19 protein-coding genes and 1 pseudogene are annotated in these 24,449 nt (G+C 74.8%); 7 read left to right on the forward strand and 13 right to left on the reverse strand.

Translation table 11 applies throughout. The features are described 5' to 3' along the window. Positions 1 to 4 precede the first annotated feature (4 nt). The 4 genes from AFB00_RS27505 to AFB00_RS27520 all read right to left on the reverse strand — a co-directional run bounded on the left by AFB00_RS27505 (position 5) and on the right by AFB00_RS27520 (position 4,729). The gene (locus AFB00_RS27505; protein WP_197519680.1) at positions 5 to 1,222 is read right to left on the reverse strand and encodes a PucR family transcriptional regulator; all 1,218 of its coding nucleotides are present in this window, start codon (positions 1,220 to 1,222) and stop codon (positions 5 to 7) included. A gap of 86 nt (positions 1,223 to 1,308) precedes the next feature. Next, positions 1,309 to 3,000 (reverse strand): DUF885 domain-containing protein, encoded by a 1,692-nt coding sequence (locus AFB00_RS27510; RefSeq protein ID WP_083275870.1) that lies wholly within the window; start codon positions 2,998 to 3,000, stop codon positions 1,309 to 1,311. Beyond that, on the reverse strand, positions 2,997 to 4,250 hold the full coding sequence (locus tag AFB00_RS27515) for an alpha/beta hydrolase (protein ID WP_068799594.1): 1,254 nt from the start codon (positions 4,248 to 4,250) through the stop codon (positions 2,997 to 2,999). Before AFB00_RS27515 ends, AFB00_RS27510 begins: the two co-directional genes overlap by 4 nt. A 113-nt stretch (positions 4,251 to 4,363) precedes the next feature. Continuing rightward, positions 4,364 to 4,729, reverse strand: a complete 366-nt coding sequence (locus AFB00_RS27520; RefSeq protein WP_068800735.1) for a glyoxalase/bleomycin resistance/dioxygenase family protein — start codon at positions 4,727 to 4,729, stop codon at positions 4,364 to 4,366. 101 nt (positions 4,730 to 4,830) lie between these two features. On the opposite strand from AFB00_RS27520, the gene AFB00_RS27525 reads away from it, so the two are divergent. Both AFB00_RS27525 and AFB00_RS27530 read left to right on the forward strand, forming a co-directional pair. Then, complete coding sequence (locus AFB00_RS27525) at positions 4,831 to 5,784, forward strand: LysR family transcriptional regulator (RefSeq protein ID WP_068799595.1); 954 nt, start codon at positions 4,831 to 4,833, stop codon at positions 5,782 to 5,784. A gap of 81 nt (positions 5,785 to 5,865) precedes the next feature. After that, complete coding sequence (locus AFB00_RS27530; protein WP_068799596.1) at positions 5,866 to 7,191, forward strand: MFS transporter; 1,326 nt, start codon at positions 5,866 to 5,868, stop codon at positions 7,189 to 7,191. A gap of 138 nt (positions 7,192 to 7,329) precedes the next feature. Here the strand turns inward: AFB00_RS27530 and AFB00_RS35210 are convergent. Beyond that, positions 7,330 to 8,115 (reverse strand): annotated as a pseudogene (locus AFB00_RS35210) (aldo/keto reductase); the annotation flags it as partial. A gap of 446 nt (positions 8,116 to 8,561) precedes the next feature. On the opposite strand from AFB00_RS35210, the gene AFB00_RS27545 reads away from it, so the two are divergent. Together AFB00_RS27545 and AFB00_RS27550 are read left to right on the forward strand one after the other, a co-directional pair. Further along, entirely contained in the window at positions 8,562 to 11,366 is a 2,805-nt protein-coding gene (locus AFB00_RS27545) for a BTAD domain-containing putative transcriptional regulator (protein WP_231974103.1), read from the forward strand. After that, positions 11,363 to 11,755: a hypothetical protein gene (locus AFB00_RS27550; RefSeq protein ID WP_231974104.1), complete on the forward strand. Its 393-nt coding sequence runs from the start codon at positions 11,363 to 11,365 to the stop codon at positions 11,753 to 11,755. The genes AFB00_RS27545 and AFB00_RS27550 overlap by 4 nt, the downstream gene beginning before the upstream one ends. 81 nt (positions 11,756 to 11,836) lie before the next feature. On the opposite strand, the gene AFB00_RS27555 is transcribed toward AFB00_RS27550, so the two are convergent. From AFB00_RS27555 to AFB00_RS35535, 8 genes are all read right to left on the reverse strand, one after another. After that, entirely contained in the window at positions 11,837 to 13,063 is a 1,227-nt protein-coding gene (locus AFB00_RS27555; protein ID WP_068799599.1) for a metal-dependent hydrolase family protein, read from the reverse strand. 131 nt (positions 13,064 to 13,194) lie between these two features. Further along, positions 13,195 to 14,451: a DUF418 domain-containing protein gene (locus AFB00_RS27560; protein WP_068799600.1), complete on the reverse strand. Its 1,257-nt coding sequence runs from the start codon at positions 14,449 to 14,451 to the stop codon at positions 13,195 to 13,197. Between the two features lie 13 nt (positions 14,452 to 14,464). Continuing rightward, positions 14,465 to 15,046 (reverse strand): TetR/AcrR family transcriptional regulator, encoded by a 582-nt coding sequence (locus AFB00_RS27565; RefSeq protein ID WP_231974105.1) that lies wholly within the window; start codon positions 15,044 to 15,046, stop codon positions 14,465 to 14,467. A gap of 108 nt (positions 15,047 to 15,154) precedes the next feature. After that, complete coding sequence (locus tag AFB00_RS27570) at positions 15,155 to 15,886, reverse strand: alpha/beta hydrolase (RefSeq protein WP_068799602.1); 732 nt, start codon at positions 15,884 to 15,886, stop codon at positions 15,155 to 15,157. A 183-nt stretch (positions 15,887 to 16,069) separates the two neighbouring features. Then, on the reverse strand, positions 16,070 to 16,477 hold the full coding sequence (locus AFB00_RS33600; RefSeq protein WP_068800738.1) for a hypothetical protein: 408 nt from the start codon (positions 16,475 to 16,477) through the stop codon (positions 16,070 to 16,072). 14 nt (positions 16,478 to 16,491) lie between these two features. Next, positions 16,492 to 18,720 (reverse strand): S9 family peptidase, encoded by a 2,229-nt coding sequence (locus AFB00_RS27580; RefSeq protein ID WP_068799603.1) that lies wholly within the window; start codon positions 18,718 to 18,720, stop codon positions 16,492 to 16,494. A gap of 174 nt (positions 18,721 to 18,894) precedes the next feature. Beyond that, positions 18,895 to 20,112, reverse strand: a complete 1,218-nt coding sequence (locus tag AFB00_RS27585; protein ID WP_068799604.1) for a PucR family transcriptional regulator — start codon at positions 20,110 to 20,112, stop codon at positions 18,895 to 18,897. A 99-nt stretch (positions 20,113 to 20,211) separates the two neighbouring features. After that, the gene (locus AFB00_RS35535; RefSeq protein ID WP_257785245.1) at positions 20,212 to 20,334 is read right to left on the reverse strand and encodes a hypothetical protein; all 123 of its coding nucleotides are present in this window, start codon (positions 20,332 to 20,334) and stop codon (positions 20,212 to 20,214) included. On the opposite strand from AFB00_RS35535, the gene AFB00_RS27590 reads away from it, so the two are divergent. From AFB00_RS27590 to AFB00_RS27600, 3 genes are all read left to right on the forward strand, one after another. Then, complete coding sequence (locus AFB00_RS27590; protein WP_068799605.1) at positions 20,315 to 21,970, forward strand: gamma-glutamyltransferase; 1,656 nt, start codon at positions 20,315 to 20,317, stop codon at positions 21,968 to 21,970. The genes AFB00_RS35535 and AFB00_RS27590 overlap by 20 nt on opposite strands. A gap of 94 nt (positions 21,971 to 22,064) precedes the next feature. Next, on the forward strand, positions 22,065 to 23,483 hold the full coding sequence (locus AFB00_RS27595; RefSeq protein ID WP_068800739.1) for an APC family permease: 1,419 nt from the start codon (positions 22,065 to 22,067) through the stop codon (positions 23,481 to 23,483). Positions 23,484 to 23,488: 5 nt separating this feature from the next. Beyond that, on the forward strand, positions 23,489 to 24,424 hold the full coding sequence (locus AFB00_RS27600; protein WP_231974106.1) for an alpha/beta hydrolase: 936 nt from the start codon (positions 23,489 to 23,491) through the stop codon (positions 24,422 to 24,424). Positions 24,425 to 24,449 lie beyond the last annotated feature (25 nt).

Below are 24,449 nucleotides of genomic sequence, written 5' to 3' on the forward strand. Positions count from 1 at the left end.
CCCCTCACGGACGGGCCGGCGGGCCGATCAGCCGGGCGAGCTTGAGCCCGAGGTGCAGTGCCAGCCGGTCGCCGCCGGAACCGAGGCGCATCCCCGAGATCTCCTCGATCCGGGACAGCCGGTAGTACAGCGTGCCCCGGTGCACGTGCAGCCGGGCCACGCTGGCCCGGGCGTCCCCCGCCTCGTCGAGATAGGTCTCCAGGGTCTCGACGAGCTGGCCGCCGGTGTCGCGTTCCATCAGCGTCCGCAGGCCGGCCGGTACGGCGTCGACCGGCAGCTCGTCGATCGGCAGGTGCACCAGCAGCCGGTAGATGCCCAGCTCCTCGTAGGACACCACGGGACCGAACCCCGGGACGACGTCGGTGACCCGCAGGACGTCCTCGACCGCCGCGGCCGACCGGTGGGCGGCGGGGAGGCCGGCCACGACGGGGCCGATGCCGACCCGCACGTCGTCGCTGTCCAGCGCCCTGGCCAGTGACGACTGCAGCTCCTCGGCGTGCGACCGCACCGTGGCCGCGGGCGGCAGCCTGCGGTCGGCGACGAGCACCGTGCCGTGCCCGCCGGAGCGGCTCATCGCCAGCGGACAGAGCGGGACCAGGTGCCGCACGCCGCGCTGCAGCGCGAGATCCAGCTCGGTCGCGGCACCGTCGACGGCGGCGAGGACCTCCTCCCCGATCCGCACGCCGATCGCGACGACCTGGCCGTCGGCCGGCAGCACGTCGGCCCTGGCCAGCTCGGCGGCGGCGTGCGTGCGGACGGACTCGTTGTCCGACACCAGGTCCCGCAGCAGCTCCCGGTCGCGGCTGTCGCGCAGGCTGCCGAGGAGCTGCTGGCGGTGCAGGAGCTGGCCGGCGGCCGCGGCGGCGTCGGCGGCCAGGCGCAGCTCGCCGTCGGTGAGCGTCCCGGCGTCGTCGATCAGCCACAGGTATCCGAGCAGCTGGCGGTCGCAGCGGATCGGGACGCACGCGCGTCCGAGCATCCCGCGCCCGGGCATCCCCGGGATCCGCACCGGCCCGTCGGAGGTCGCGATGCCCAGGCTCCGCACGTACTCGACGATGTCCGGTGGCCCCTGGCGTTCGAGCACGGACTGGACGCGGTAGTCGTCGACGTCCTCGTCGTGGGCGGTGTGCACGAGCAGCCGGATCTCGGGGTCGTCGATCGCGACGGCGCGGCGCAACCGCGCGGCCAGCCCCTCGGCCACCGCCCGCAGCTCCTCCTGCATGCCTGCCGCCCCTCTCCGCCAGCCACCGTCCGAGGGGTCAGTCTGCCGTGGTGCCGCCCGCTCCGCCGCCGTCGGCGCGGGCCCGGTCATCCGGCGGCCGGCGCCGCGATCCACCGCTCGACGTCGTCGGCGAGCTGGGACAGCGGGACGGAGCCGCTGCCGAGCACCGTGTCGTGGAACCCACGGAGGTCGAATCCCGCTCCGAGCGCGTCCCGGGCGTGCTCGCGCAGCCGGACGATCTCCAGCCGGCCGGTCATGTACGCCAGCGCCTGCCCCGGCATGCTGATGTAGCGGTCGACCTCGGGGACGATCGCGTGACGGTCCAGCGCGGTGTGGTCGACCATGTAGTCGATCGCCCGCTGCCGCGACCAGCCGAAGGCGTGCAGCCCGGTGTCGACGACGAGCCGCGCCGCCCGCCAGGCGTCGAACGAGACCATCCCGAACCGTGCGAGATCGGTGGAGTAGAGACCCATCTCGTCGGCGAGGCGTTCGGTGTAGAGACCCCAGCCCTCGCCGTAGGCGGTGACGTAGGCGAAGCGCCGGTAGGCGGGCAGGCCGCCCAGCTCGCGGGCGACCGCGAACTGCATGTGGTGCCCGGGGACGGTCTCGTGGAAGGTCAGCGACTCGGTCTCGTGCCGGAACCGGGTCCCGGGCGCGGACGTGTTGAGCCAGCACCGCCCCGGGCGGCTGCCGTCACCGGCCGGGGGCTGGTAGTAGCCCAGGGCGGAGGTGGCGGCCTCGGCGTCGTTCATCGGCTCGATGTCGCACGGGATGCGGTGCCGGCGCCCGAACCAGTCCGGCACGGCCTCCTCGGCCCGGCGCTGCGCCTCGCGGGCGTCGGCGAGGATCTCCGCGGCGCTGCCGTAGCGCACGGCGGGGTCCTCGCGCAGCCGGCGCCGGACCTCGTCGGCGTCACTGGTGCCGAGCACCCTCGATCCCAGCTCGCGGAACTCCTCGCGCAGCTGCTCGGCCAGGCGCAGCCCGGTCTCGTGCAGGTCCGCGGCCGTCCGCGCGGTCGTCGTGTGCCGGGCGACCAGCCGGTCGTAGATCTCCGGGCCGCCCGGCAGGTTGCCCACCCCGCACGCCTCGTCCGGCAGGGCGGCGGGCAGCAGCTCGTCGCGGAGCATGTCGCGCAGCCGGGCCAGTGCCGGGCGGACGCCGTCGGCCACCGCCGTCTCGACGGCCGCCGCGACCCCGGCTGCGGCCGGGGCGCCCAGCGGGGCGAGCAGCGGGTCGGCCGAGGCCGGGCTCGCCAGGTAGCCCTCGATCGTGCCGACGGCCGACCGCACGCCCTGGCGGCTCGTCACCAGGCCGTCGGCCAGGCCGCGGCGCAGCGCGGCGACGGACGCGTCGAGGTAGCCGGGGAGCGTGGCGCAGCGGGCCGCGTAGTCGGCGGCCCGGCGCGGGTCGCTCAGCACGACCTTGGGGCAGACGCCGAGCACCGTGGACACCGGCCCGACCAGCCCGCCCAGCTGCCACTCCGTCGTCCGGGCCGCGACCGCCTCGGCCGCGGCCCCGGCGTCGTGCACGACCAGGGCCCGGGAGGCCCGCCCGGTGTCGTCGAGGGCGTCCGGGTCGAGCGCGGCGGCCCGGTCCCGGAGATCGGCCGTCCGGCGGCCGAACTCGGCCCGGGCCGCGGCGGAGACGTCCTGCACCCGGTCGTCGTGGCCGGGGAGCCCGAAGCTCGTGGCGAAGAACGGGTCCGCCGCGGCGGCCAGCTCGAGGTAGGTGTTGCCGAGGTCGTCGACGGGCGAGGTCGTCGTGTCCCCAACGGTCATCGGTGACCCTCCTGGGTGGGTGCGGACTGACGGACGGCGGTGAGGTCGACCCGGCGCGCCTCCGGGAACCGGGCGAGCTGGGGACCGGGGAAGCCGGGGTCCGGGTCGCCGAGCACCCGGCCCAGGTGGCCCCGGACGAACGCGTTGACCAGGTCGACCGTCCGCTGCGACCGCACGGTGCCGCCGCCGGGCAGCACCCGGGCCCGGTCCGGCGGCGGGAGCAGGACGACGTCGGTCAGCTCCAGGTGGGTCACCCCGGCGACGCAGATCCGGTGCACGTCGGACCGGGTGCCGGCGGTGCGCCGGGGTTCGAAGAAGAACTCGTCGGCGTCGATCGCCGTCACGTCCGGCAGGCCCATCGCCGCGAACTGGGCTCCCAGGTCGCTCGACAGGTGCAGCAGGGGGACCCGGACGTCGGTGTCGAACAGGTCCGACAGCCACTGGCCGCCGTCGAGGTTCACCGCGACCCGCACCCGCTCGTCCTGCTGCGCGGTGGACGCGGCCGCGGCGGCCCCGAACGACATGCCCAGCGTGCCGAGGCGGCCGAGGTCGCCGTGCGCGGTGATCTCCCCCGCCGGCCCGTCGATCGCGTCCGCGGCCAGCGCGTCGATCACCGCGCGCAGGTCGTCGACCCAGCGCCGGGCCCACGGGCCCATGCCGTGCTCGTCGAGGAACCCGGGGGTCGCCGCGAACCGGGTCGCGACGTCGCCGGTGAGCTTGTCCCGGTAGCCGGGCCGTCCGGGCATGGCGACGAACGTCTCGCGGAAGTGGGCGTCGTGCTCGACCAGCTCGCCGTCGAGGTGGCGCAGCGCGCCGGCCTCGCCGGGGTGCCCGACCGACCAGACGACGTGGCCATGCGCGGCCAGGTGCTCCATGAGCGGCGTGTTCTGGGTGACCCAGCCCAGCGCCCCGTGCGAGAACACCACCGTGGGGAACCGGCCGGGGGCGGGCGGCGCCCCCTCCACCCCGTACGTCCGCACGGCGGCCAGCCACGCCGCCCAGTCGGCCGGGGCCCCGGTCGCGGCGAGCGCCGCCCGCAGCACCGCGGTCTCGTCGCCCGCGGCGTAGTCGCGGGACCGCGCACCGGACGGCTCCGCGGGGTACCAGACCCGTACCGGCAGGCGGCGTCCGGCGGCGTCGGCCGGACGCAGGACGGGGCGGACGGTGTCGACCGTCCCGCCCTCCCGGGTCCCCACCGGGTACGGGCCGTCGGGCGCGGCGTACGTCGGCGGGCGCCCCGGGTCGGTCATGCAGCACGCTCCGTTCAGGTCATCAGGCCGAGCCTAGGACGCCCCCGGGAGCAGGAGACCCGACAGGTGTCGAGGATGCGGCGGCACTGCTCGGACACCTGTCGGGCGGCCGGTCATCGCGGGCCCAGTACCCGCTCCAGGATCGCGTCGTCCCACTGCAGGTACTCGACGGTGACCCCGTCGTGGTGCACGTACGCGCCGCGCCCGGTCGCCGCGGTGAACTCGCTCCGGATCTCCGCACCCCGCTCCACCAGCGCGGACACGGTCGCGTCGACGTCGTCGACCACGAGCGGCCCGATCCCCTGCCGGTAGGCGGCCGGGTCCCCGGCGACGAGCAGGACGTCGCCCACCGCGGCCAGCTCCGCCTCCTCGAACCGGAACCGCAGATCGGCGGGCCGGCCGTACACCTGCTCGAGCGGGCCGAGCGCCGCATCGAGATCGTCGACGAACACGCGTGCATAGGTCTTGAGAACAGCCATGCCCCCATCGGACCGGTCCGGCCGCCGCTCCGCCGCCCCGATGCCGGATCCGAGCAGCGCCGATACCTGCACGGTATCGGCGGGTCGGCTACCGTCCGGCCGTGGAGCTCCGCCACCTGCGCTACGCGCTCGCGCTGGCCGAACACCGGCACTTCGGCCGGGCGGCCCGCGGTCTCGGCATCGCCCAGCCCCCGCTGTCGCGTCAGATCGCGGCCCTGGAGCGCGAGCTGGGCACCACCCTGTTCGACCGCCGGCCCGGTGGCGTGGTCCCGACCGCGGCCGGCGAGGTGTGGATCGCGCACGCCCGCCGCGTCCTCGAGCAGGTCGAGGCCGGTGCCGAGGACGCCCGCCGGGCCGCGCGCGGGCAGAGCGGCGTCCTGCGCCTGGCGTTCGTGGGCTCGGCGCTGGTCCAGCTGCTGCCCCCGCTGCTCGCCCGCTTCCGCGCCACCCACGGTGCGGTCGAGCTGCGGTGCTCGGAGCTGGCGAGCACCCGCAGCACCGCGGCCCTGCTCGCCGGCGAGATCGACGTGGCGGTGTCCCGCGGTGCCCCGCGCGGCCGCGGCGCCGAGCAGCTGACCTCGATCCCGGTCGGCCGGGACCAGCTCGTCGCGGTCTGCCACCGCGGGCACCCGTTCGCCACGCGGCCGGCGGTCACCGTGGACCAGCTCCGGTCCGCGCCGCTGGTCACGACCTCGGACGAGGACGAACCCGGCACGGTCGGCGCGCTCGCCGCGGTGCTCGACGGGCGCAGCCCCACCCTCGCGACGACGCTGGCCCGCGACGTCCACACCATCGCCGGGCTCGCCGCCTGCGGGGTCGGCGTCGGGCTGCTGCCGTCCTGTGCCCGCGGGGTCTCCCGCACCGAGACCACCGTGCTGGAGGTGCGGCCGGCGCTGCGGCTGCCGGACCTCTGCCTCGTCACCCGGACCGACGACGGCTCCCCCACCCTCGCGGCGTTCCTCGCGGTCGCCGTCGAGCACTGCTCCGAGGTACGCGAGGCGCTCGAACGGCGGTCCGGGGCGACATCTGTCGTAGCGGCGGACGGGAATCCGTGACACCGGACGCTGCCCACGCCCCCGGTCACGCGGCGATCCTCTGACGACAGGGACGACGGGGTACCTGCCGGGAGGCACGTGATGGCTGAAGTGGTGTCCGGGCACGACGACCGGACGACGGCACCCGCCCGGCGCTCGCCGGCGAGGATCATGCTGGCCGGGGCGTCGGGGAACTTCGTGGAGTGGTTCGACTTCACCCTCTACGGCTTCTCCGCGGTGGTGATCGCCGCGACGTTCTTCCCGCCGGGCAGCTCGGGGGCGCTGCTGGCCACGTTCGCGATCTACGGCGTCGCGTTCGTCGCCCGGCCGGCCGGGGCCGTCGTGTTCGGCCGGATCGGTGACCGCATGGGCCGGCGCACCGCGCTGAGCATGTCGGTGCTGCTGATGGGGCTGGCGACCGCGGCCATCGGGCTCCTGCCGGGCTGGTCGAGCATCGGGGTGGCCGCACCGATCCTGCTGCTGGTGTTCCGGATGGCGCAGGGGTTCTCCGCCGGCGGGGAGTACACCGGCGCGATGACCTTCGGCCTGGAGCACGCCCCGCCACGGCGGCGCGCGCTGTGGGTGGCCGTCGTCGGCAGCTCGACGATGCTCGGGGTCACCGGCGCGACCCTGACCATCGTCGTCTTCCAGGCCGTGGCCGGGGACGCGTTCGCCGCCGGCGGATGGCGGTGGACCTTCGTCTTCGGCGGGCTGCTGTCGCTGGTCGGGCTGCTGCTGCGGCTCGGGGTGGACGAGACGCCGGTGTTCACCGAGCTCGCCGAGAAGGGCACGCCCCGCGGCATCGGGTTCGGTGCGCTGGTGCGCGGGCACTGGCGCACGCTGCTCGTGCTGCTCTGCTACTTCGGCGTGCTCGGTGTGGTCACCCACATGTTCCTCGGCTACATGCCCACCTACCTCGGGCAGGCCGCGGGGATCGCGTCGAGCACCGCCCTGACGATCATCACCGGCCTGACCCTGTTCGCGGCGATGATCGGCCCGGTGTTCGGCGCGCTGGCCGACCGCGTCGGGCGTCGCCCACTGCTGCGGACCGGGGCCGTCATGGCCGTGGTCGTGGTGATCCCCGCCTACCTGCTGATCGGCACCCGCAACCTGGCCGCGGTCGTCGTCGCGATGCTCGCGCTGCTCCTGGTCGTCTCGCTGCTCGGCATCGGGGCGATGGCGGTACTGGAGATGCTGCCCGCGCAGGTCCGGTTCAGCGGTATGGCGCTGCCCTACAACGTGGCCTACGCCGTGTTCGCCGGGACCGCGCCGCTGGTCAGCCAGGCGCTCGTGGACGCGACCGGCAGCCTGCTCTCCCCCGCCTACTACGCCACCGCGCTGGCCCTGATCGGGCTGCCGGTGATCCTGCGGGCGATCCCGGAGACCCGCGGTGCGGACCTGCGGACGGGGGTCACGGCCCCGTCCTGAGCCGATGCGGCGATGGCGCAGCGGCCCGAGGTGCGACGCGGACCAGGCGAACCGGGGGCCGCGGGCGCCGTCGGGTGCGATCCCGGCGATCCGTGCGAGGTCGGCCCCGGTGAGGACGAGTTCCGCGGCGGCGACGTTCTCCGCGACCCGGCCGCTGTCACGGGAACCGGGGATGGGGACGATGTAGTCGCGTTGTGCCAGTACCCACGCGATGGCGAGAGTGGACAGCCCCACACCCTTATCTGCGGCGAGTTCCGCGAGGGCGCGCTGCATGTCGACATTGGCGTCGAAGTTCTCCGGCGCCCACCATCCGGAGTTCTGCCGGATGTCGTCCGCGGCGAGGACACTGCGGGGGCGCACCGACCCGCTGAGGAAACCCCGCGCGATCGGGGAATGGGCCACGAGTCCGATTCCCAGCTCCTCCAGGGTCGGCAGCAGGTGCTCGGTCTCCCGGGCGAAGATGGAGTACTCGGCCTGCAGGACGGAGACGGGGTGGACGGCGTGGGCCCGGCGGACGCCGTCGGCGTCGGTGTTCGACAGCCCGAGATGGCGGACCTTGCCGGCGTCGACGAGTTCCTTCACCGCCCCGGCGACCTCCTCGACCGGCACCTCCGGATCGGGCTGGTGCTGCTAGAGGACGTCGATGACGTCGACGCCGAGGTTGCGCAGGCTCGCGTCGACGACCTCACGGATGTGCTCGGGCCGGGAGTCGAGGCCGAAGTCGGGCTGCCGGAAGCCGAACTTGGTGGCGATGGTGACCTCGTCGCGCACCGGGGCCAGCGCGGCGCCGAGCAGCCTCTCCCCGGCACCCCAGCCGTAGAGCTCCGCGGTGTCGAAATGCGTCACGCCCAGGTCGTGCGCATGGCGGATCGCGGCGACGGAGTCAGAGTCGTTCGACGGGCCGAACGACATCACCGTGCCCATCGCGCCGTATCCGATGGCCGAAAGACTCAGACCCTGACGGCCGAGGTGTCACTTCTCCACAGGGGCGTCCTCTCTCGATGGTCCGGACGACCTCCGCCCATTCCGGCAGAGCCCGCCACCGCGAGAAAGCTACTCGACCCGGATCCGCACGATCCCGTAGGCCGATCGGGACCCGGAACGCGGACGTCGCGATCATCCCCGGGCCTTCCGTGCAGGAGTGCCGCGGCCGGCCGTGCACCGATCGCCACCCCTCGAAGCGATCGGTGCGCGGTTACCGGACGGGTCCGGCGCCGGGGGCCGCACCCGCCCCCTCGGTGAACCTCCGGTCGCTCCCCACCACCGGCCGATCCACCACCGAGATCATCACCGGGGCCTGTCATCATCGCGTCATCACGTGGTCCTCCCGGCGACGACCGACCCGGCCGGAGGTGTCGCAAAGCGTAGGTATGATCCGTCCGGACCCGGATCGGGAGGTGCTGCGCGGCGTGGACTTCCGGGTACTCGGGGCGCTGGAGGTCCGGCGCGACGACGAGCGGATCGCCCTCCCGAGCCCCCGGCACCAGCGCGTGCTGGCCGCGCTCCTGATGGCGCCGCGCACGGTCGTCCCGCTGCCCCGGCTGGTCGACGCCGTCTGGGCGGAGGACCCGCCGGCCACCGCCGTCAAGCAGGTGCAGAACTGCGTCTCCTCGCTGCGGGGGCGCCTCGGCGACACGGCGGGCGAGGTCATCGTCACCGACGGGCCGGGGTACCGGATCGACGTCGCCGACGACCAGATCGACGCGCACCGCTTCCGCCGCGGGGTCGAGGCCGCCGCCCGGCTCGCCGCCGCGGGGTCGCCGGCCGACGCCGTCGCCGAGTGCCGGACGGCGCTGGCGCTCTGGCGTGGGCCCGCCCTCGACGGGCTCGGCTCACCGGCACTGTCCGGCCGGGCGGCGCGCTGGGACGAGGACCGGCTCCTCGCCATCGAGCAGTGCACCGACTGGCGGTTCGCCCTCGGGGAGCACCGGGCCGCGCTCGCCGAGATCGCCGAGGTCGCCGCGGAGCACCCGCTGCGCGAGCGGACCCACGGCCAGCTGATGACCGCGTTCGCCGGCGACGGGCGGCAGGCGGAGGCGATCGCGACCTTCCAGCAGCTCCGGCACCGGCTCGCCGACGAACTCGGGCTCGACCCCGGACCGGCGATCGTGGCGCTGCACCAGCGCATCCTGACCGGTGCGGACGGGACCGGCCCGGCCGTGGACCCGGCGCAGGAACCCGGGCCGGCACCGGGACCGACCCCGGAACCGGAACCGCAACCGGCCGGACTCGACCGGGCGGCGCGGGAACTCACCGACGCGATCACCCGCCAGTGGCGCGCCGAGACGGAGACGCGCTCGCTGCGCCAGCCCAGGCCGGTGCACCTCACCTGGTCGAGCACCCACCGGCCGGTCGCCGCGGTGGCCACGGCCGACCCCGCGTTCCAGGGGGACCTGAGCACGCTGAGCACCCGGTTCCGCGAACTCCCGGCGCGACAGCTCGTGGTGCTGGGCGAGGCCGGAGCAGGCAAGTCCGTCATCGCCATCCTGCTGACCCTGGAGCTGCTCGACGGCCGGCGCGACGACGACCCGGTCCCGGTGCTGCTCCCGGTCGCGTCCTGGAACCCGGCCGTCGAGCACCTGGACGCCTGGTTCGCACGCCGGCTGCGCGAGGACCACCCGGGCCTGTCCAACGCCGCCCGGTACGGGCCGGACGCGGCGACCGCCCTCGTCCTGCAGCGGCGCGTCATGCCGGTGCTCGACGGGCTGGACGAGATCGCACCCGAGCTGCACGCCGCCGCGATCGACGCGCTCGACCGGACGCTCACCAGCGATCGCCCGGTCGTGGTCACCTGCCGCGCCGACGCCTACGAACGGGCCGTCCACACCTCCGGCGCCCTGCTGTCCAGCGCCGCCGTGATCGAGGTGGACCCGGTCGGGCCCGATGCCGCCGTCGCCTTCCTCACCGGGCGCGAACGGCTGGGCGCGCACCGGTGGCACCCCGTCGTCGAGCACCTGACGGGTAACCCGGACGGCCCGCTCGCCAAGGCCCTGCGCACCCCGCTGATGGTCTACCTGGCGCGGACGACCTACTCCCACCCGAGCGCCGACCCCGCCGGGCTCCTCGATGCCGCCGAGTCCGACGACCGCGGGGCGATCGAGGAGCACCTGCTCGACGCCTACCTGCCGACCGTCTACACCCGGCGGCCCGAGCCACCGGCCCGGCGGAGCACCGCCCCGGCCGACCCGCGGCACGACCCCGGGCGGGCGGAGGCCTGGCTGACCTTCCTCGCCAGGACCCTGCACGCCCGGCGCACCCGGGATCTCCTGTGGTGGCAGCTCGACCGCGCCGTCCCCCGGATCCCGTACGCCGTGCTGCTCGGTGTCCTGCCCGCCCTGCTGTTCGCCGTCGCGGGCTGGGTGGCCGGCGGTCCGCGCGTCGGGCTCGTCTACGGCCTCTCCTTCGCCGTCGGCGGCAGCGTCGCCCACGCCTGCGGGCGTCGCCCGGGACCGGTCGCCGTCGAGCTGCGGTTCCGGGCGACCGCCGCCCGTTTCGTCAGGAGGTTCCTCGTCGGGGCCGGGATCGGCACGACGCTGGGCGTGGCGTGGACCCTGCACGCCACGGCGATCGCCGCGATCGCGCTCGTGTTCGGCCTCAGCACCGGGACCTACGCGTGGCTGGACCGTCCGGTCGACGTGGAACGGGTGTCCGATCCGCGGACCGTGCTGCGCAGCGACCGGCTGGCGGGTCTCTCGTTCACCGTCACGCTGGCGGTGTCACTGGGCCTGTTCTACGGGCTGGCCTACGTCTACACCTCGGAGGACCAGTACTTCCTGGTGCTCGGCGGGCTGTTCGACCTCGGCATCGCCGCCGCCGGGGGCCTGGCCGGGGCGGTGTTCGGCCAGTTCCTGCTCGGGGTCTGGGGGGCGGTCGGGTACGGGATCGCCTGCGCCGTCGTGGGCGGCCAGGTGTTCGCGCTCGACCACGCCCCGCACGTCCCGGTCCTCGTCGGCGTCCTGTTCGGGCTGGGTGTCGGGATGGCGGTGTTCGTGTCCAGGGCGTGGGGATCGTTCGTCGTCAGCCGGCTGTGGCTCGGCCTGCGCGGCCACACCCCCGTGCGGCTGATGGGTTTCCTCGACGACGCGCACAGCCGCGGTGTGCTGCGCCAGGCCGGTGCGTCCTACCAGTTCCGGCACGCCCGGCTGCAGGACAGACTCGCCGCGCGACGCCCGTGAGCCCGCTGGACCCGGGCGGCCACGGCCCGTCCCCCCGACCCGAGATCGTCTGCATCTGTGGATCCACCCGGTTCGCCGACGAGCTGAGCGCGGCGAACCGTGAACTGACGGTCGCCGGAGCGATCGTCGTCGCGCCGTGCGTCGTCCCGCCCGCCGGGGGCCACCCGGCGGACGGCTCGATCACCGGCGAGCAGAAGGCCGCGCTGGGCGCCCTCCACCTGCGCAAGATCGATCTCGCCGACCGGGTCCTGGTCGTCAACCCGGGTGGGTACGTCGGTGAGTCCACGAGCCGGGAGATCGCCTACGCCCACGCCACCGGCACACCGGTCTCGTTCACCGATCCCGTCCGAGGCGATCCGTCCGGAGGCCGCGCGAGACGGGCACGGTGACGACGGACCCGCCGGACCGGTGAGCGCCACCGGCACCGGGAGCTGCTGGAACACCGGACGTCCCTCGGGGAACCGGAGCGGTCAGCGCGTGTCCCGCACGACCCGGCCGTCCTGCACGACCAGCACGACCGCGTCCCGGTCGGCGAACAGCTCCGGGGTCGCGAGCGGGTCGCCGCGGAACGCCACGAGATCGGCCCGCTTGCCCGGCTCGACGGTGCCGACCTCGTCGCCGATCCCGAGGATGTCGGCGTTCGTCCGGGTGGCCGAGACCAGCGCGTCCATCGGCGTCTCGACGGCCGAGCGGAGCACCAGCTCGCGGCCGCGGTCGTCCTGCTCCGGGCCGATCAGGTCGGAACCGGACCCGATGCGGACCCCGGCCTCCCGGGACGCGTGGATCGCGTCGATCTGCCCCTGCAGTGCGACGCCCACCCGGTCGCCGATGTCGGCCGCCAGCCCGGTCGCGGCGGCGTCGTCGAGCAACGCGTGGACGACGGCCAGCGTCGGCACGTGCGCGACGTCGTGCGCCGCCATCAGGGCCGCGGTCTCCTCGTCGATCTGGGAGCCGTGCTCGACGCACCGGGCCCCGGCGGCGACGGCGTTGCGGATGCCGATGTTGTTGTGCGCGTGCACCGTGACGTAGGTGCCCCGCGCGGTCGCCTCGGCCACCGCTGCGGCGATCTCGGCGACGTCGAACTGGGTGTCGGTGAGCTTGTCGTGCCGGGACACGACTCCGCCGGTGACGCACAGCTTGAGGAACTGCGCCCCGCGGCGGAACGCCTCCCGGGCGCCGTGGCGCAGGCCGTCGGGACCGTCGCAGAGCAGCGAGAGCGCGCGCAGCCCGGGTACCTCGTGGCCGGCCCAGTCGGTCGCGGGCTCCCACTCCTGACCGAGGTGACCGTGGCCGCCGGTCTGGCAGAGCAACGGGCCGCACTGGATGATGCGCGGCCCGGGGATCTTGCCGGACGCGACGACGCCGGCGAGCCCCCCGTCCACCCCGCCGGTGTCCCGGACCGTCGTGAACCCCGCGTCGAGGGTCCGCCGGCAGTTCGCGAACATGTCCGCGGCCAGCTCGGCGACCGAGATCCGACGCGACACGCTCGCCTCGATCGGGCTGGACAGGCCGAGGTGGACGTGGGCGTCGATGAGACCGGGGACGATCGTCAACCCGCCCGAGCAGTCGAGCACCTCGGCACCCTGGGGCGGCCGGCCGCCCACCGCGACGATGCGGCCGTCCTCGACGTGGACGGCCGTGCCGGGCCGCGGATCGCGCCCCGTGCCGTCGACGACGGTCGCTCCGGTCAACCACATGTGGTCCTCCTCGGTCCGGGTACGACGGTGCACCGGGGCCCACGATGCTCGACCACGGCGGGCCCGGGCCAGGGGCAGCTGTGCGGAGATCCGCCGCACGCACGCGACAGGTGTCGATACACCGCCACCGGTCAGGCGGCGGCCGCGGGACGGGGCGACCCTCCGGCGGTGAGCCGGCGCAGCAGGGTCTCGGCCGGGCCGGGCGCGTCCCGCCGTTCGAGGACGACCGCGTAGCCGACGGTGAGCAGCCAGACCGCGACGGCGAACGCGGCCATCCCGGCGCTGCCGAGGTGGGCGCCCCACCCGAGTCCCCAGGCCGCGAGCAGCGGGGCGCAGAGCACCGACTGGGCGAGGTAGCAGGTCATCGACCGCTTCCCGACCGCCACCACCGACGCCCCGACCGGCCCCAGCTCCCGGCCCGCGAGCCGGCCGCCGACCAGCCCGAACACCGCCACGTACCCGAGCCCGCAGGCGAGCCCGGTCAGCAGCTGCGGGACGGCGAACAACGAGGCCACCGGCGCCAGGCCATCGAGCACCCCCAGGTGGGTCAGCACGTACGGCAGCGCACCGAGCCAGCCGATCGCGATCCCGCCGACCGCGGTGGTCCACAGCAGCCGGCGGTGCTCCCACGGCCGCTCCAGGACGCGGCGCCGGGCGGCCCAGATCCCCAGCAGGATCGACACCGGCACGACCATCCCGGCCAGGCCCTGGATCCCCAGCGACTGGATCGGCCACATCGTCATCCGCGCGGCGGCGGCACCGAGGACGCCGTCGGTGGAGACGGTCGCGTTCGCGAGCGCGAAGACCTGGGCCCCGAGGTCGCTCGCGGTCTGCTCACCGGCCAGCACGGCGAGCGCCTCGAGCGAGGTGAGCAGCGTCAGGGCCGCCAGCAGCCCGGTCCCGATGCCCGCCCACACCAGCAGGGTGCGGTCGGACCGGCGCAGGAACAGCCAGACGAGCAGCAGCCCGGTCAGGCCGTAGGCACCCAGGACGTCACCGCCCCACAGCAGCAGCGCGTGTACCGCGCCGAAGGCCAGCAGCCAGAGGTTGCGCCGCTGCACCTCACGCCGGGCGGACGGCTCGTCGAGCCCGCGGGACTGGCGGCTGCGGTGGATCAGCACGAGCCCGTAGCCGAACAGGAACGCGAACATCGGGTAGACCCGCAGGTCCACCGTGGTGATCAGCAGGGCCTGGACGACCCGGTCCGCGACCGAGCCGTCGACCGGGTGCGCGCCGGCCGGGGAGGTCGGACGGCCGTAGAGGTAGAAGGTCGTGTTGGCCAGCACGATCAGCAGCAGCATGATGCCGCGGGCCAGGTCGGGGCCGGGGATCCGCCCGGTGCCACCGGCCGGTCCGGGTGCCGGTGGGCTCTTCTCGTGCAGTGTCATGGTCTCCCTCTCCTCAGCGCGAGATGGCGCGTTCGAACGTCCGCGCCAGCTCGGCGCCGTGTGCCTCGACGTCGTGGTCGGGATGGGTGTCGGCGTAGGCGATCATCGAGTCGATCGCGGCCTGGACCGTCACGGCCATCACCCGCGGGTCGAACGAGCAGAGCTCGCCGGACTCCTGGCCGCCGCGGAAGGTCTCCTCCAGCCGCTGGTAATAGGGCTCGTTGAAGGCGTCGCCGTAGCGCAGCCGGCCGTCGGCGTCACGCAGGTGGGACAGGATCTCGGTCAGCGCGACCATCTCCGCCCGGTGCGCGTTCGCGTACGTGGCGATCGAGCGGAACCGGGCGCCCAGCCGGCCCACCACGGTCGTCTCCCGGTCCAGGTGCGGGACGACGAACTCGGTGATCCGCTCGTAGATCTGCGCGACGATCTGGTCGAACAACTCGTCCTTGCCGTCGAAGTGGTACGAGATCACGCCCTTGCTGCTGATCCCGGCCCGTTCGGCGATGCGGGCCAGCGAGGCCCGCGCGTAGCCGACCTCCGCGACGACGTCCACGGCGCTCTCGACGATCTGCGCACGCCGGACGTCCTCGATCACGGACCGTCGCTTCTGACCGTCCGTACTGTTTCTAGCTCGCATGTGCAGACATTAGCACGGACGGTCAGAAAACGGCCAGGGGCTACCCGCTCCCCCGTGGTCCGGGGCTCACCTCAGGTGCCGGGCGAGGAACCGGTTGCCGGCGTCGGCCTCGAACTCCGGGACGCCGGTGTGCCCGCCCGTGTTGGCGTGCAGCGTCTTCTCCGCGGACCCGAACGCGTCGAACAGATCCAGGGCCGCCTGCCGGTCGTTGCCCTCGTCGTCCCACTGCAGCAGGACGTGCAGCGGCACCGTGACCCGGCGCGCCTCCTCGACGACGGCGCGGGGCACCACGCTGCCGGCGAACAGGACCGCGGCCGCGATCCGGGGCTCCACCAGCGCGAGCCGCACGCCGACCGAGATCACCCCGCCCGCATAGCCCACCGAGCCGCCGATCCCGGGGAGCGCGAGCAGTGCGTCCAGCGCGGCCCGCAGCTCCGGGACCGCCTCCTCGACCAGCGGGAGGATGAGCCGGTCGGCGACGTCGTCGGGGACCGGCTCGCCCGCCTGCACCGCCCGGCGCAGGTCGGCGCGGGCCCGCTCGGCCGCCCCGGAGCGGGGGCGGTCACCGCTGCCGGGGAGCTCGAGCGTCGCGGCGGCGAAGCCCGCCGCGACCGTTCCCCGGGCCCGCGCCGCCAGTCGCGGGTACATCCGCTCCAGCCCGCCGGGGTGGCCGAGCAGGACCAGGGGTGCGGGAACGGCAGTGGATCCGGAGGTCCAGAGGATGCCGGGGACGTCACCGAGGGTGAACCGGCGTTCGAGAGTCCCGTCGTCGAGACGACGGTCGGAGGTGATGTGCATGGTCGTGCCCTTCGGGAGTGCCGAGCGGCGCTCCCGGACGACCTATCGCCCGACCGTGACCCCGGAGGGGAGCACCTGTGTCGATACTGCGTTCACGGGTACCACCCCCTCGTCCTCCGGCACGGTCGACGCGACGCTAGTCCCGGCGACCGCCTCCGCGCCAACCGTTTCCGGGTGCCGCGCTCAGCCCTCGTGCCGCTCGCCGGGCAGCTCCGGGAACTCCACCGGCAGCGTCGCGACCGCCCTGGCGACCGCCAGCGCCTCGCCGATCTCGGCGAGCACCGCCGTGTCCCCCTCCGCGGTGCAGCCCGGGTCCTGCTCGACGCCGTCCCGCGACGCCCGGGTCGCCCGGATCATCCGCGGCCACTCACCGACGACCAGGACGTCGGGATCCGGTACCTCGTCCAGGCCGAACCGGACGGTGCCACCGGTGCCGCCGACGGTGACCGTCCAGTGCACGTCCCGCCCGCCGGGACCGTCGGCCAGCCGGTAGGCCAGCACCCGCCGTCCGGGCACCCGGGCGCAGGCCGCCCGGACCGTCGGGTCGTCGCGCAGGAGCGCGTTCATCGCGGTCACGTGCTCGGGGGACATGAACTCCACGGCACTCACGCGCCCTGCAGGTGGGTCCGGAGGAACGCCTCGACCTTGCGCCAGTAGTAGCGGTCGTACACGGCCGCGTAGCCGTGGTAGGCCCCCGGCAGCACGACGAACTCGTGCAGCTTCCCGGCCCGGACCAGCGCGTCGGCCATCGACATGGTGTCGGTGACGGTGGCGTGGTCGTTCGTGCCGACGGCCAGCATGACCTCCGCCTCCAGCCCGGCGGCCAGCCGGAACGGGTCGGCCGCGCGGTAGGCCTCCGGATCGGTCTGCGGGAAGCCGAGATAGCACTCGTAGAGGACCGAGGAGTAGGGATCGAACCCCGGCGCGGAGCAGACCGCGGCGGAGTAGACGTCCGGGCGCTCGGCGGCCAGCCGGAATGCGCTGTGCCCGCCCCAGCTGTGCCCGACCACCCCGGCCCCGCCCGGGGCCAGGAAGGCGTGCCGCTCACGCAGCTGTCCGACCACGGCGGCGTGGTCGGCGACCAGCGCCCTGCCCCAGTCCCGGTACACGACGTCGTGGAACGCCTTCGACCGGCCGGGGGTCCCGCGCCCGTCCACGACGACGACCACGTGGCCGAGCTGGGCCAGCGCCTGGGCGTGCGATCCGAACACGCTGCTGAACGTGTGCGGGGCGACGGCGATCTGCGGGCCGCCGTAGACGTAGTCCACCAGCGGGTACCGGCCGTCCTCGGTGAAGTCCGCGGGCAGGAACATCGTGCCCCAGAGCTCCGTCACGCCGTCCGCGGCGGTCGCCGTGAACTCCCGTGGCGGCGTCCACTCCAGCCGGGACGCGTCGGCCCGGGAGAGCTCGCAGAGCAGCGTCCCGTCGGCCCGCCGGAGGACGCTGCACGGCGGGTCCGCCGGGGTCGACCAGGTGTCGACGAACGCCCCGCCGTCCGGTGCCATCGTCATGGAGTGGGTGCCCGGCCCCTCCGAGAGCTGCTGCACCGGTCCGCCGGCGAGCGGTACCCGGGCGAGGTGCACGTCGTAGGGGCGGGCCCGGTCGAGGCGGGCCGTGACGTAGACGTGCTCGCTGTCGACGTGCACGACGTCGTCGACCGCCCACTCGCCGTCGGTGAGTGTGCGGACCGGGTTCCCGTCGAGGTCGTGGAGGTACAGGTGGTTCCAACCGGACCGCGTGGACTGCCAGACCAGCCCGCCGCCGTCCGGGACGACGGTGAGCCCGGTCCGCCGCCCGTAGTAGACGTCGTGGTGGATGCGCAGGAACGTCTCCGCCTCCTCGGTGAACAGCACCCGGGTGGCACCGGTGGCCGCGTCGGCGAGCCGCACCTCGGCGCGCCGGCAGTCCCGGCTCACCACGACGACGACCAGCCGGGCCCCGTCCGCGAGCCAGCCCGCGACCACCGGGTAGGTGTCGGTGGTGTCGCCCAGGTCGAGCTCGACCGGCGGCCGGCCCTGCAGGTCGAGCACGTGCAGGGTGGTGCGTTCCAGCACGCCGCCGGCCCGGGCGAAGGGCAGCTGCACCACCTCGTCGCCGCGCTTGCCGTAGTGGATCCGGGCGGCCCGGTGCACCCCGCGCAGATCGGCCCGGGAGACCACGAGCCGGTCGCCCTCCGGGGACCAGCCGGCGGCCGGCGCGGCCGGCCCGGCCACCGCGATCGGCTCCTCGAGCCGGTACTCGTGCTCGGGCGTGCCGTCCGTGGTCAGCGCCACCGTGCGCCCGTCGACCACGGCCCGCAGCACGACGTTGCCCTCGACCGTCGAGGCGAGCACGTCGCCCCGTGGTGACGGGATCTCCCGGGCCTCGCGCGGGTCCATCAGCGGCACGCTGCGCAGGTACGGCTGCGGGGTGGCGCGGACCGATTCGGCCCAGCCGAGCGCGACGTCCATCGGATGCTCGGCCGGCACCGCGGTGACCGTGCCGTCGTCCAGGTCCAGGGTCACCCGGGCGGCGCCGACTCCTGCGAGCAGGCGGCCCGGCGCGGCGTAGACGATGTGGTCGAACGGCAGCCCCCGCCCGGCCGGGGTCACCCCGGTCGCCTCCCGGACCAGCGCGCGCACCGCCGCGACGTCCGGGCACAGGTCCCGGACCGTCCCGCTCGCCAGGTCGACCCGGGTGCCGGTCCGGTGGTCGGCGTCGCCGTCGAGGAACGCCAGCTCGGTTCCGTCCGGTGACCAGACGGGCGCGACGACACCACCGCTCACCAGGCGGTCGACGCCGTCGAGGAACTCCTGGAACCGGTCGGATCCGGCGGTGGGGGTGGCGGTGGGCATCGGGTGGTTCTCCTCGTCGCCGGGATGCGGGGGTCACGGGCCGGCGCTGCGACCGCGGCCCGTGTGGTCCCGAGTCTCGGCAGCACGCGGGCCCGTGACCACCGCGTGCGGTCGCGCCCGGGACCGGCCGGGCGCGACAGGTGTCGATCCCGGGGCCGGTCCCGGCGGCCCGCTTCAGCTCCCGTCGAACTGCTCCCGTGCGACGGTGGCGATCAGCCGGAGCTTCAGTCCCAGGTGCAGCATCAGCCGGTCGTCACCCGAGTCGAGGTCGCAACCGGTGATCTGCTCGATCCGCCGGAGCCGCTGGTGCAGCGTGGCCCGGTGCACGCAGAGCGCGTCGGCCGTGCGCCGGACGCTCCCGCCGCGGTCGAGGAACTCGGTCAGGGTCGCGGCCAGCACCCGTTGCGGGTCCTGCTCGTCGAGCGCCGCCAGCGCCGGGACCACCGCGGGATCGAGCACGTCCTCCGGGGGGAGCCGCAGCAGCAGGCCGAACGGGCCGAGCCCGCCCCACCGGGCCAGGCCGTCCGAGCCCGGCAGCATGGCGACCTGCCCCGCCAGCAACGCCTGCCGGTACGACGACGCCACCGCCCCCGGCTCCTCGACCGTCCCGCCGATCCCGAACACCGGGGACGCGTCGCCGCCGACGAGGCGCCGGAAACGGTCGGTGATCCGGCTGCGGACCGCGCCGAGAAGCGTGCCCGACGGGGCGGACCGGCCGATCAGCAGCATCCAGGCCCAGGACCGGTTCGCCACGGTCAGCGCCAGGTCGTCGGTGACCGCACGGACGCCCTCCTCCAGCGCCGCCTCGAAGGCGACCCGCTGGGTGGCACAGGTCCCCGACCGGCGGAAGTGCACGACCAGCACGGTGAAGCGCAGCGAGTCGTCCCCGAGCAGCTGCTCGGCGTAGAGGTCCTCGGTCGCCCGCGCCCGCAACGCGCCGTCGGGTGAGACGAGCTCGCGCAGGATCGCCTCCCGCCGGGCCGTCGACCGCTCGTGCAGCAGCAGGCTGCGGTAGAGCACGGTCCCGACCGCCGTCGCGGCCTCGCCGGCCGCGGCCGTGTCGGCATCGGCGAACGCGCCACCGGCGTCGATCAGCCACAGGTACCCGAGGAGCATCCCGTTGCAGCGCACCGGGGCGCAGAGCCGCGCGGCCGCCCCCTCGACGGCGACGACCCCGGGTTCGGCCCAGCCGGCGACCCCGGCCGCGAGCACGCGCTCGGCGACCGCGGGCTGCACGGCCCGGTCGAGCACCGACCGCACCCGCAGGTCGTCCTCGTCGCCGAAGTGCCGGCTGGCCGCGAGCAGCCGCAGGGCCGGGTCGTCGACCGCGACGGAGCGCCGGAGCCGCTCCGCGAGCGCGTCCACGATGGACTGCAACTCGTCGTGGGACATGCCGGCCCTCCGCTCCCCCGCCGTACTCCCGGTCCACCGTAGAGGGCCCACCGGAGCCGACCCCTGTCGTGCGGTCACCGGGTCCCTTCCGACGGATGTTCATTGTCGCCGGTCCCGGTCGGCGGGACGGTGGAGGCCTGCACCCGCGCCCGGGAGCACGGCGCGGGCGAGGAACAGCCACCACGGCAGCGAGGAGACGACGATGGCCAGCACCATCTCCACCGGTCACGGCAGGGTCGGGCCGAAGGAGACCGTCACCGGCAACCGGGCCGTGGCGTCGAGCCAGCACCAGGTCGTCACCGACACCATGCTCGACGTCCTGCGTGCGGGCGGGAACGCGATCGACGCCGCGATCGCCGGCAACCTCGTGCAGGCGGTGGTGCAGCAGGACATGACGAACCACACCGGCACGGTCACCGCGCTGGTGTACGAGGCCGCCACCGGCGAGATCGCCGAGCTCAACAGCATGGGCCGGATCGTCCCCGGCCTCGCGCCGTTCGCCCCGATCCCGATGGGCAAGGGCCTCTACGCGAGCGTTCCCGGTCTCCCCCGCGCCGTCGTACCCGGCTTCATGCCCGGGATGAAGGCCCTGTTCGAGCGGTTCGCGACGCTGCCGTGGGCCCGGCTGTGCGAGTCCGCCGTGCACTGGGCCGAGGAGGGCCACGAGGTCACGTCCTTCGAGCACCTCGTCATGGCGCAGACGGTCGACTTCTTCCTCTACACCGAGTCCGGTCGCCGGCACTTCACCCCGGACGGGCACCTGCCGCAGGTCGGTGACCGCTGGGCGTCGCCGGAGCTGGCCGCCACGATGCGTGCGCTCTCCGCCGAGGGACCCGACCACTTCCTGACCGGCGGGTGGGCGCGCGACTTCGTGGCCCGCGGTAACCAGCTCGGCTGGGCCGTCGAGCTGGAGCACCTGACCGCGCAGCCCCCGGTCTGGGACACCGGGTACCGCTGGCAGCACCGGGGCGACACGGTCGTGCAGCTGTCCGCCCCGGAGCGTCAGGGCGTGTACTGCCAGATCGTGCTCGGCCTGCTCGAGGAGCTCGACATCACCTCGGTCGGGCACTGGTCGCAGGACGCCGACGCGCTGTACTACCTCGCGCACGCCCTGCGCCGGGCCGCGTTCGAGACCGGCCTGCTCAACGACCCCGCTCTGTTCGGGGACACCACCGGCCCGCTCACCTCACCGGACCTGATCCGCAGCGTCGCCGACATCCTGCGCGCCGCCCGCGCCAGGGTCGACCTCACCGACCACGTGAAGCTCACCCGGGGCGTACCCGCGATGGCCGCGAGCGGCGCGTCGGGGCAGCCGGCCGGCAGCTGCGAGCTGACCGTGGTGGACGAGCACGGCAACTGGGTGCAGATGATGAACACCCTGCAGAGCGGCGGGATCCCCGGCGAGGTCGTCGGCGGGGTGCCGATGGTCGGCAGCCACCACATGAACGGCCTCGGCTCGCCGATGGAGGGCTGGGCGGTCGGCGGGCGGATGCGGTCCATCCTGTCCAACACCATGGTCCTGCGCGACGGCCGGCCGTGGCTCTCGCTGGGGTCGCCGGGCAACGTGCACTGCACCGTGCCGCAGGTGCTCTCGAACATCCTCGACTTCGGGATGGACCCCTACGCGGCGGACGACGCGCCCCGCTGCCTGCCCTACGCCGACGACCACACGATCTCGGCGGAGATGCGGCTCGGCCCGGACGTGTCCGCCGGGCTCGCCCGGCTGGGCGTGCTCACCAACCCGCTGCCCGAGTACGACTACCACATGGGCTCCTACCAGATGGCCTGGCGCGCAACCGACGGCGGCCTGGCCACCTGCACCGGACCGCGCCGGGAGGGCGTCGCCGGCGGCTTCTGACCGATGCCGCGCCGTTGACACCCGGCGGGCGGCGGTGCCACCGTGTTGCATCCAATCTAACTGAATCAGCATCCCAGGAGGCAGCGTGGCCACGGTGGGACGATCCCGGGACGCGACCGCGGCGGCTCCCGGCCGGTTGAAGGCGGGCGCCGTCGGCGTGCCGGGGATGGTGTTCATGGTGGTGGCCGCGGCCGCGCCGCTGACGGCGCTGTCGTCCAACATCTCGCTCGGTCTCGGCATGGGCGTCGGCGCGGCCGCCGTGCTCGTGATGATCGGCACCGGGCTGCTGCTCGCGATCTTCTCCGCGGGGTACCTGGTGCTGGCCCGGTACGTCACGTGTGCCGGCGCCTACCAGGCGTTCGTGGCCTTCGGACTGGGCCGCGGCGCCGGCGGTGCCGTCGCGTTCGTGGCGACGCTGGCCTACACGCTGGCCGCGGGCGGGATGGTGGCCGCGAGCGGGTACTTCACCGGTCTCGCCGTCGCCGCGGTGACCGGGACGGACCTGCCGTGGTGGCTCTACGGCGCCGGGGCGCTGCTGGTCACCGTCGCGCTCGGGATCCGTGGGGTCGAGGTCGCCCAGCGGCTCACCACGGCGGTGTCGCTGCTGCAGTTCGGGATCGTCGTGGTGCTGGCCGTGGCGGTACTGGCCGCGCGCCCGGTGTCGGCGTGGACGGACGAGCGGCTGCTCTCCCCCGCGGCGGCGCTGGGCCCCGGCCTCGCCGTCACCCTGGTGTTCTGCCTGCTCTCCTTCGCCGGGTTCGAGGCCGCGGCCGCCTACGGCGAGGAGACCGACGCCCCGGCCCGCAGCATCACCCTCGCCACCTACGCGGCGCTGGGCCTGCTGCTCGCGGTGTTCGTCCTCGGCACCTGGACGCTCGTCGCCGCGTTCGACGACGTCCGCGCCGTCGCCGCGGCCGATCCCGGCGCCGTGGTGCTGTCCGCGGCCGACCGCTTCCTGGGGCCGTGGTCGGGGCCGCTGCTGGGCGTCCTGGTCGCGATCAGCTTCCTCGCCGCCGCGGTCGCCTTCGCCAACCTCGCGATCCGCTACCTGTTCACCCTCGGCCGGGGCGGCCTGCTGCCGCGGGCGCTGGCACGGACGCACGGGCGCTACCAGACGCCGTACGTCGGGTGCGTGGTCGTCGCGGCGGTGGCGGTCGTCGTGCTCGTACCGTTCGCGCTGACCGGCGCCGATCCGCTCGTCACGCTGTTCCCGGCCGTCTCCGGGATCACCTCGATCTCGCTGGTCGCGATGATGACCGGCTGCTGCGCCAGCGTGGTGACCGCACGGGCCCGGGGAGCGGTCCGGGGATCGGCGTGGTCGACCGTCGTGGCGCCGGTGCTGGCCGGGGCGGGGCTGGTGGCGGTGCTCGTACTGATCGTCGTGAACTACGCCGAGGTGACCGGCAGCACCTCGCCGGTGATCGGTGCGATGCCGCTGGTCGTGCTGGTCGCGGCGGTGACCGGAGCCGCCGCCACCCGGCTCCGGCCCGACGGCGGCCGGGGGCGGGGGTGAACCCGGTGTTCGACGACCGCCCCCGCTCGGGGGTCGTGCGCCCGTTCGATCTGGTCGACCCCGGGTTCGGCGAGCCGGTCGAGCTGCGGGTCCTGCCCGGTACCCGCTCGTTCCTCGACGTGGTGGTGGCCCGGATCCCGGGCTGGCGGCCGCTCACCGTCGACGTGCACGTCCCCGCCGACGGTTCCGGCCCGTTCCCGGTCGTGGTGTACGCGCACGGCGGCGCGTTCATCGCCGGGACGCCGCGGATGGGGCCGTGGGGCCCGCTACCGGGCCGGGGCATCGCCGTCGTCTCGGTGGACTACCGGCTGTGCGGCGAGGCGCGGTACCCGGAGCCGGTCGAGGACGTGCTCACCGCCGTGCGCTGGGTCCGCGCGCACGGCGCCGGGTACGGGCTCGACCCGGCCCGGGTGGCCGGCTGGGGCAGCTCGGCCGGCGCCTTCCTGGTGGGCCGGGCCGCGCTCACCGACGGCGGGCCGATCGGCCATCCGGTTCCGGCGCCGGCCGGTACCGACGCCACACTGGACGCGGTGGTCCTGCACTACCCGCCGGTCGACTTCCTCGCCCTGCTGGGGCACGGACCGGACGACCCGCGGCTCGACCAGTGGTGGACGACGACCTGCGACCTGTTCGGCGTGACCCGCGACGGCGACCTGTCCCCGGTCCGGCACGGGGCGCTGCCCGCCGCCGTCGCGCGTTGCCGCCGGGTGCCCCCGCTGCTCCTGGCCCACGGCACCGCGGACGAGGTGGTGCCGCACGTCCAGAGCGAGCTGCTGCACGACGCGGTCCGCGCCGCAGGCGGGCACAGCGAGCTGCAGCTCGTCGACGGCGCGGGGCACGGCGCGCCGGTCTTCGGCGCGCCGGCCGTGCTCGATCCGGCGGTCCGGTTCCTCCGGCGGCACTGGGGCGACGCCGCGTCCGCCACGGATCGGATGCAGTAGTCTCCGCATTGCACCTGTTGCTCGA

It is taken from the genome of Pseudonocardia sp. HH130630-07 (assembly GCF_001698125.1).
Lineage (GTDB): Bacteria > Actinomycetota > Actinomycetes > Mycobacteriales > Pseudonocardiaceae > Pseudonocardia.

Excerpts from the sequence above, each read along its gene's own strand:
- AFB00_RS27570 (WP_068799602.1), bottom strand. The coding sequence starts at position 15,886 with ATGCACATCACCTCCGACCGTCGTCTCGACGACGGGACTCTCGAACGC.
- AFB00_RS27560 (WP_068799600.1), bottom strand. The coding sequence starts at position 14,451 with ATGACACTGCACGAGAAGAGCCCACCGGCACCCGGACCGGCCGGTGGC.
- AFB00_RS27580 (WP_068799603.1), bottom strand. The coding sequence starts at position 18,720 with ATGCCCACCGCCACCCCCACCGCCGGATCCGACCGGTTCCAGGAGTTC.
- AFB00_RS27590 (WP_068799605.1), top strand. The coding sequence starts at position 20,315 with ATGGCCAGCACCATCTCCACCGGTCACGGCAGGGTCGGGCCGAAGGAG.
- AFB00_RS27505 (WP_197519680.1), bottom strand. The coding sequence starts at position 1,222 with ATGCAGGAGGAGCTGCGGGCGGTGGCCGAGGGGCTGGCCGCGCGGTTG.
- AFB00_RS27530 (WP_068799596.1), top strand. The coding sequence starts at position 5,866 with ATGGCTGAAGTGGTGTCCGGGCACGACGACCGGACGACGGCACCCGCC.
- AFB00_RS33600 (WP_068800738.1), bottom strand. The coding sequence starts at position 16,477 with ATGTCCCCCGAGCACGTGACCGCGATGAACGCGCTCCTGCGCGACGAC.
- AFB00_RS27520 (WP_068800735.1), bottom strand. The coding sequence starts at position 4,729 with ATGGCTGTTCTCAAGACCTATGCACGCGTGTTCGTCGACGATCTCGAT.
- AFB00_RS27510 (WP_083275870.1), bottom strand. The coding sequence starts at position 3,000 with ATGACCGTTGGGGACACGACGACCTCGCCCGTCGACGACCTCGGCAAC.
- AFB00_RS27555 (WP_068799599.1), bottom strand. The coding sequence starts at position 13,063 with ATGTGGTTGACCGGAGCGACCGTCGTCGACGGCACGGGGCGCGATCCG.
- AFB00_RS27585 (WP_068799604.1), bottom strand. The coding sequence starts at position 20,112 with ATGTCCCACGACGAGTTGCAGTCCATCGTGGACGCGCTCGCGGAGCGG.
- AFB00_RS27515 (WP_068799594.1), bottom strand. The coding sequence starts at position 4,250 with ATGACCGACCCGGGGCGCCCGCCGACGTACGCCGCGCCCGACGGCCCG.
- AFB00_RS27545 (WP_231974103.1), top strand. The coding sequence starts at position 8,562 with ATGATCCGTCCGGACCCGGATCGGGAGGTGCTGCGCGGCGTGGACTTC.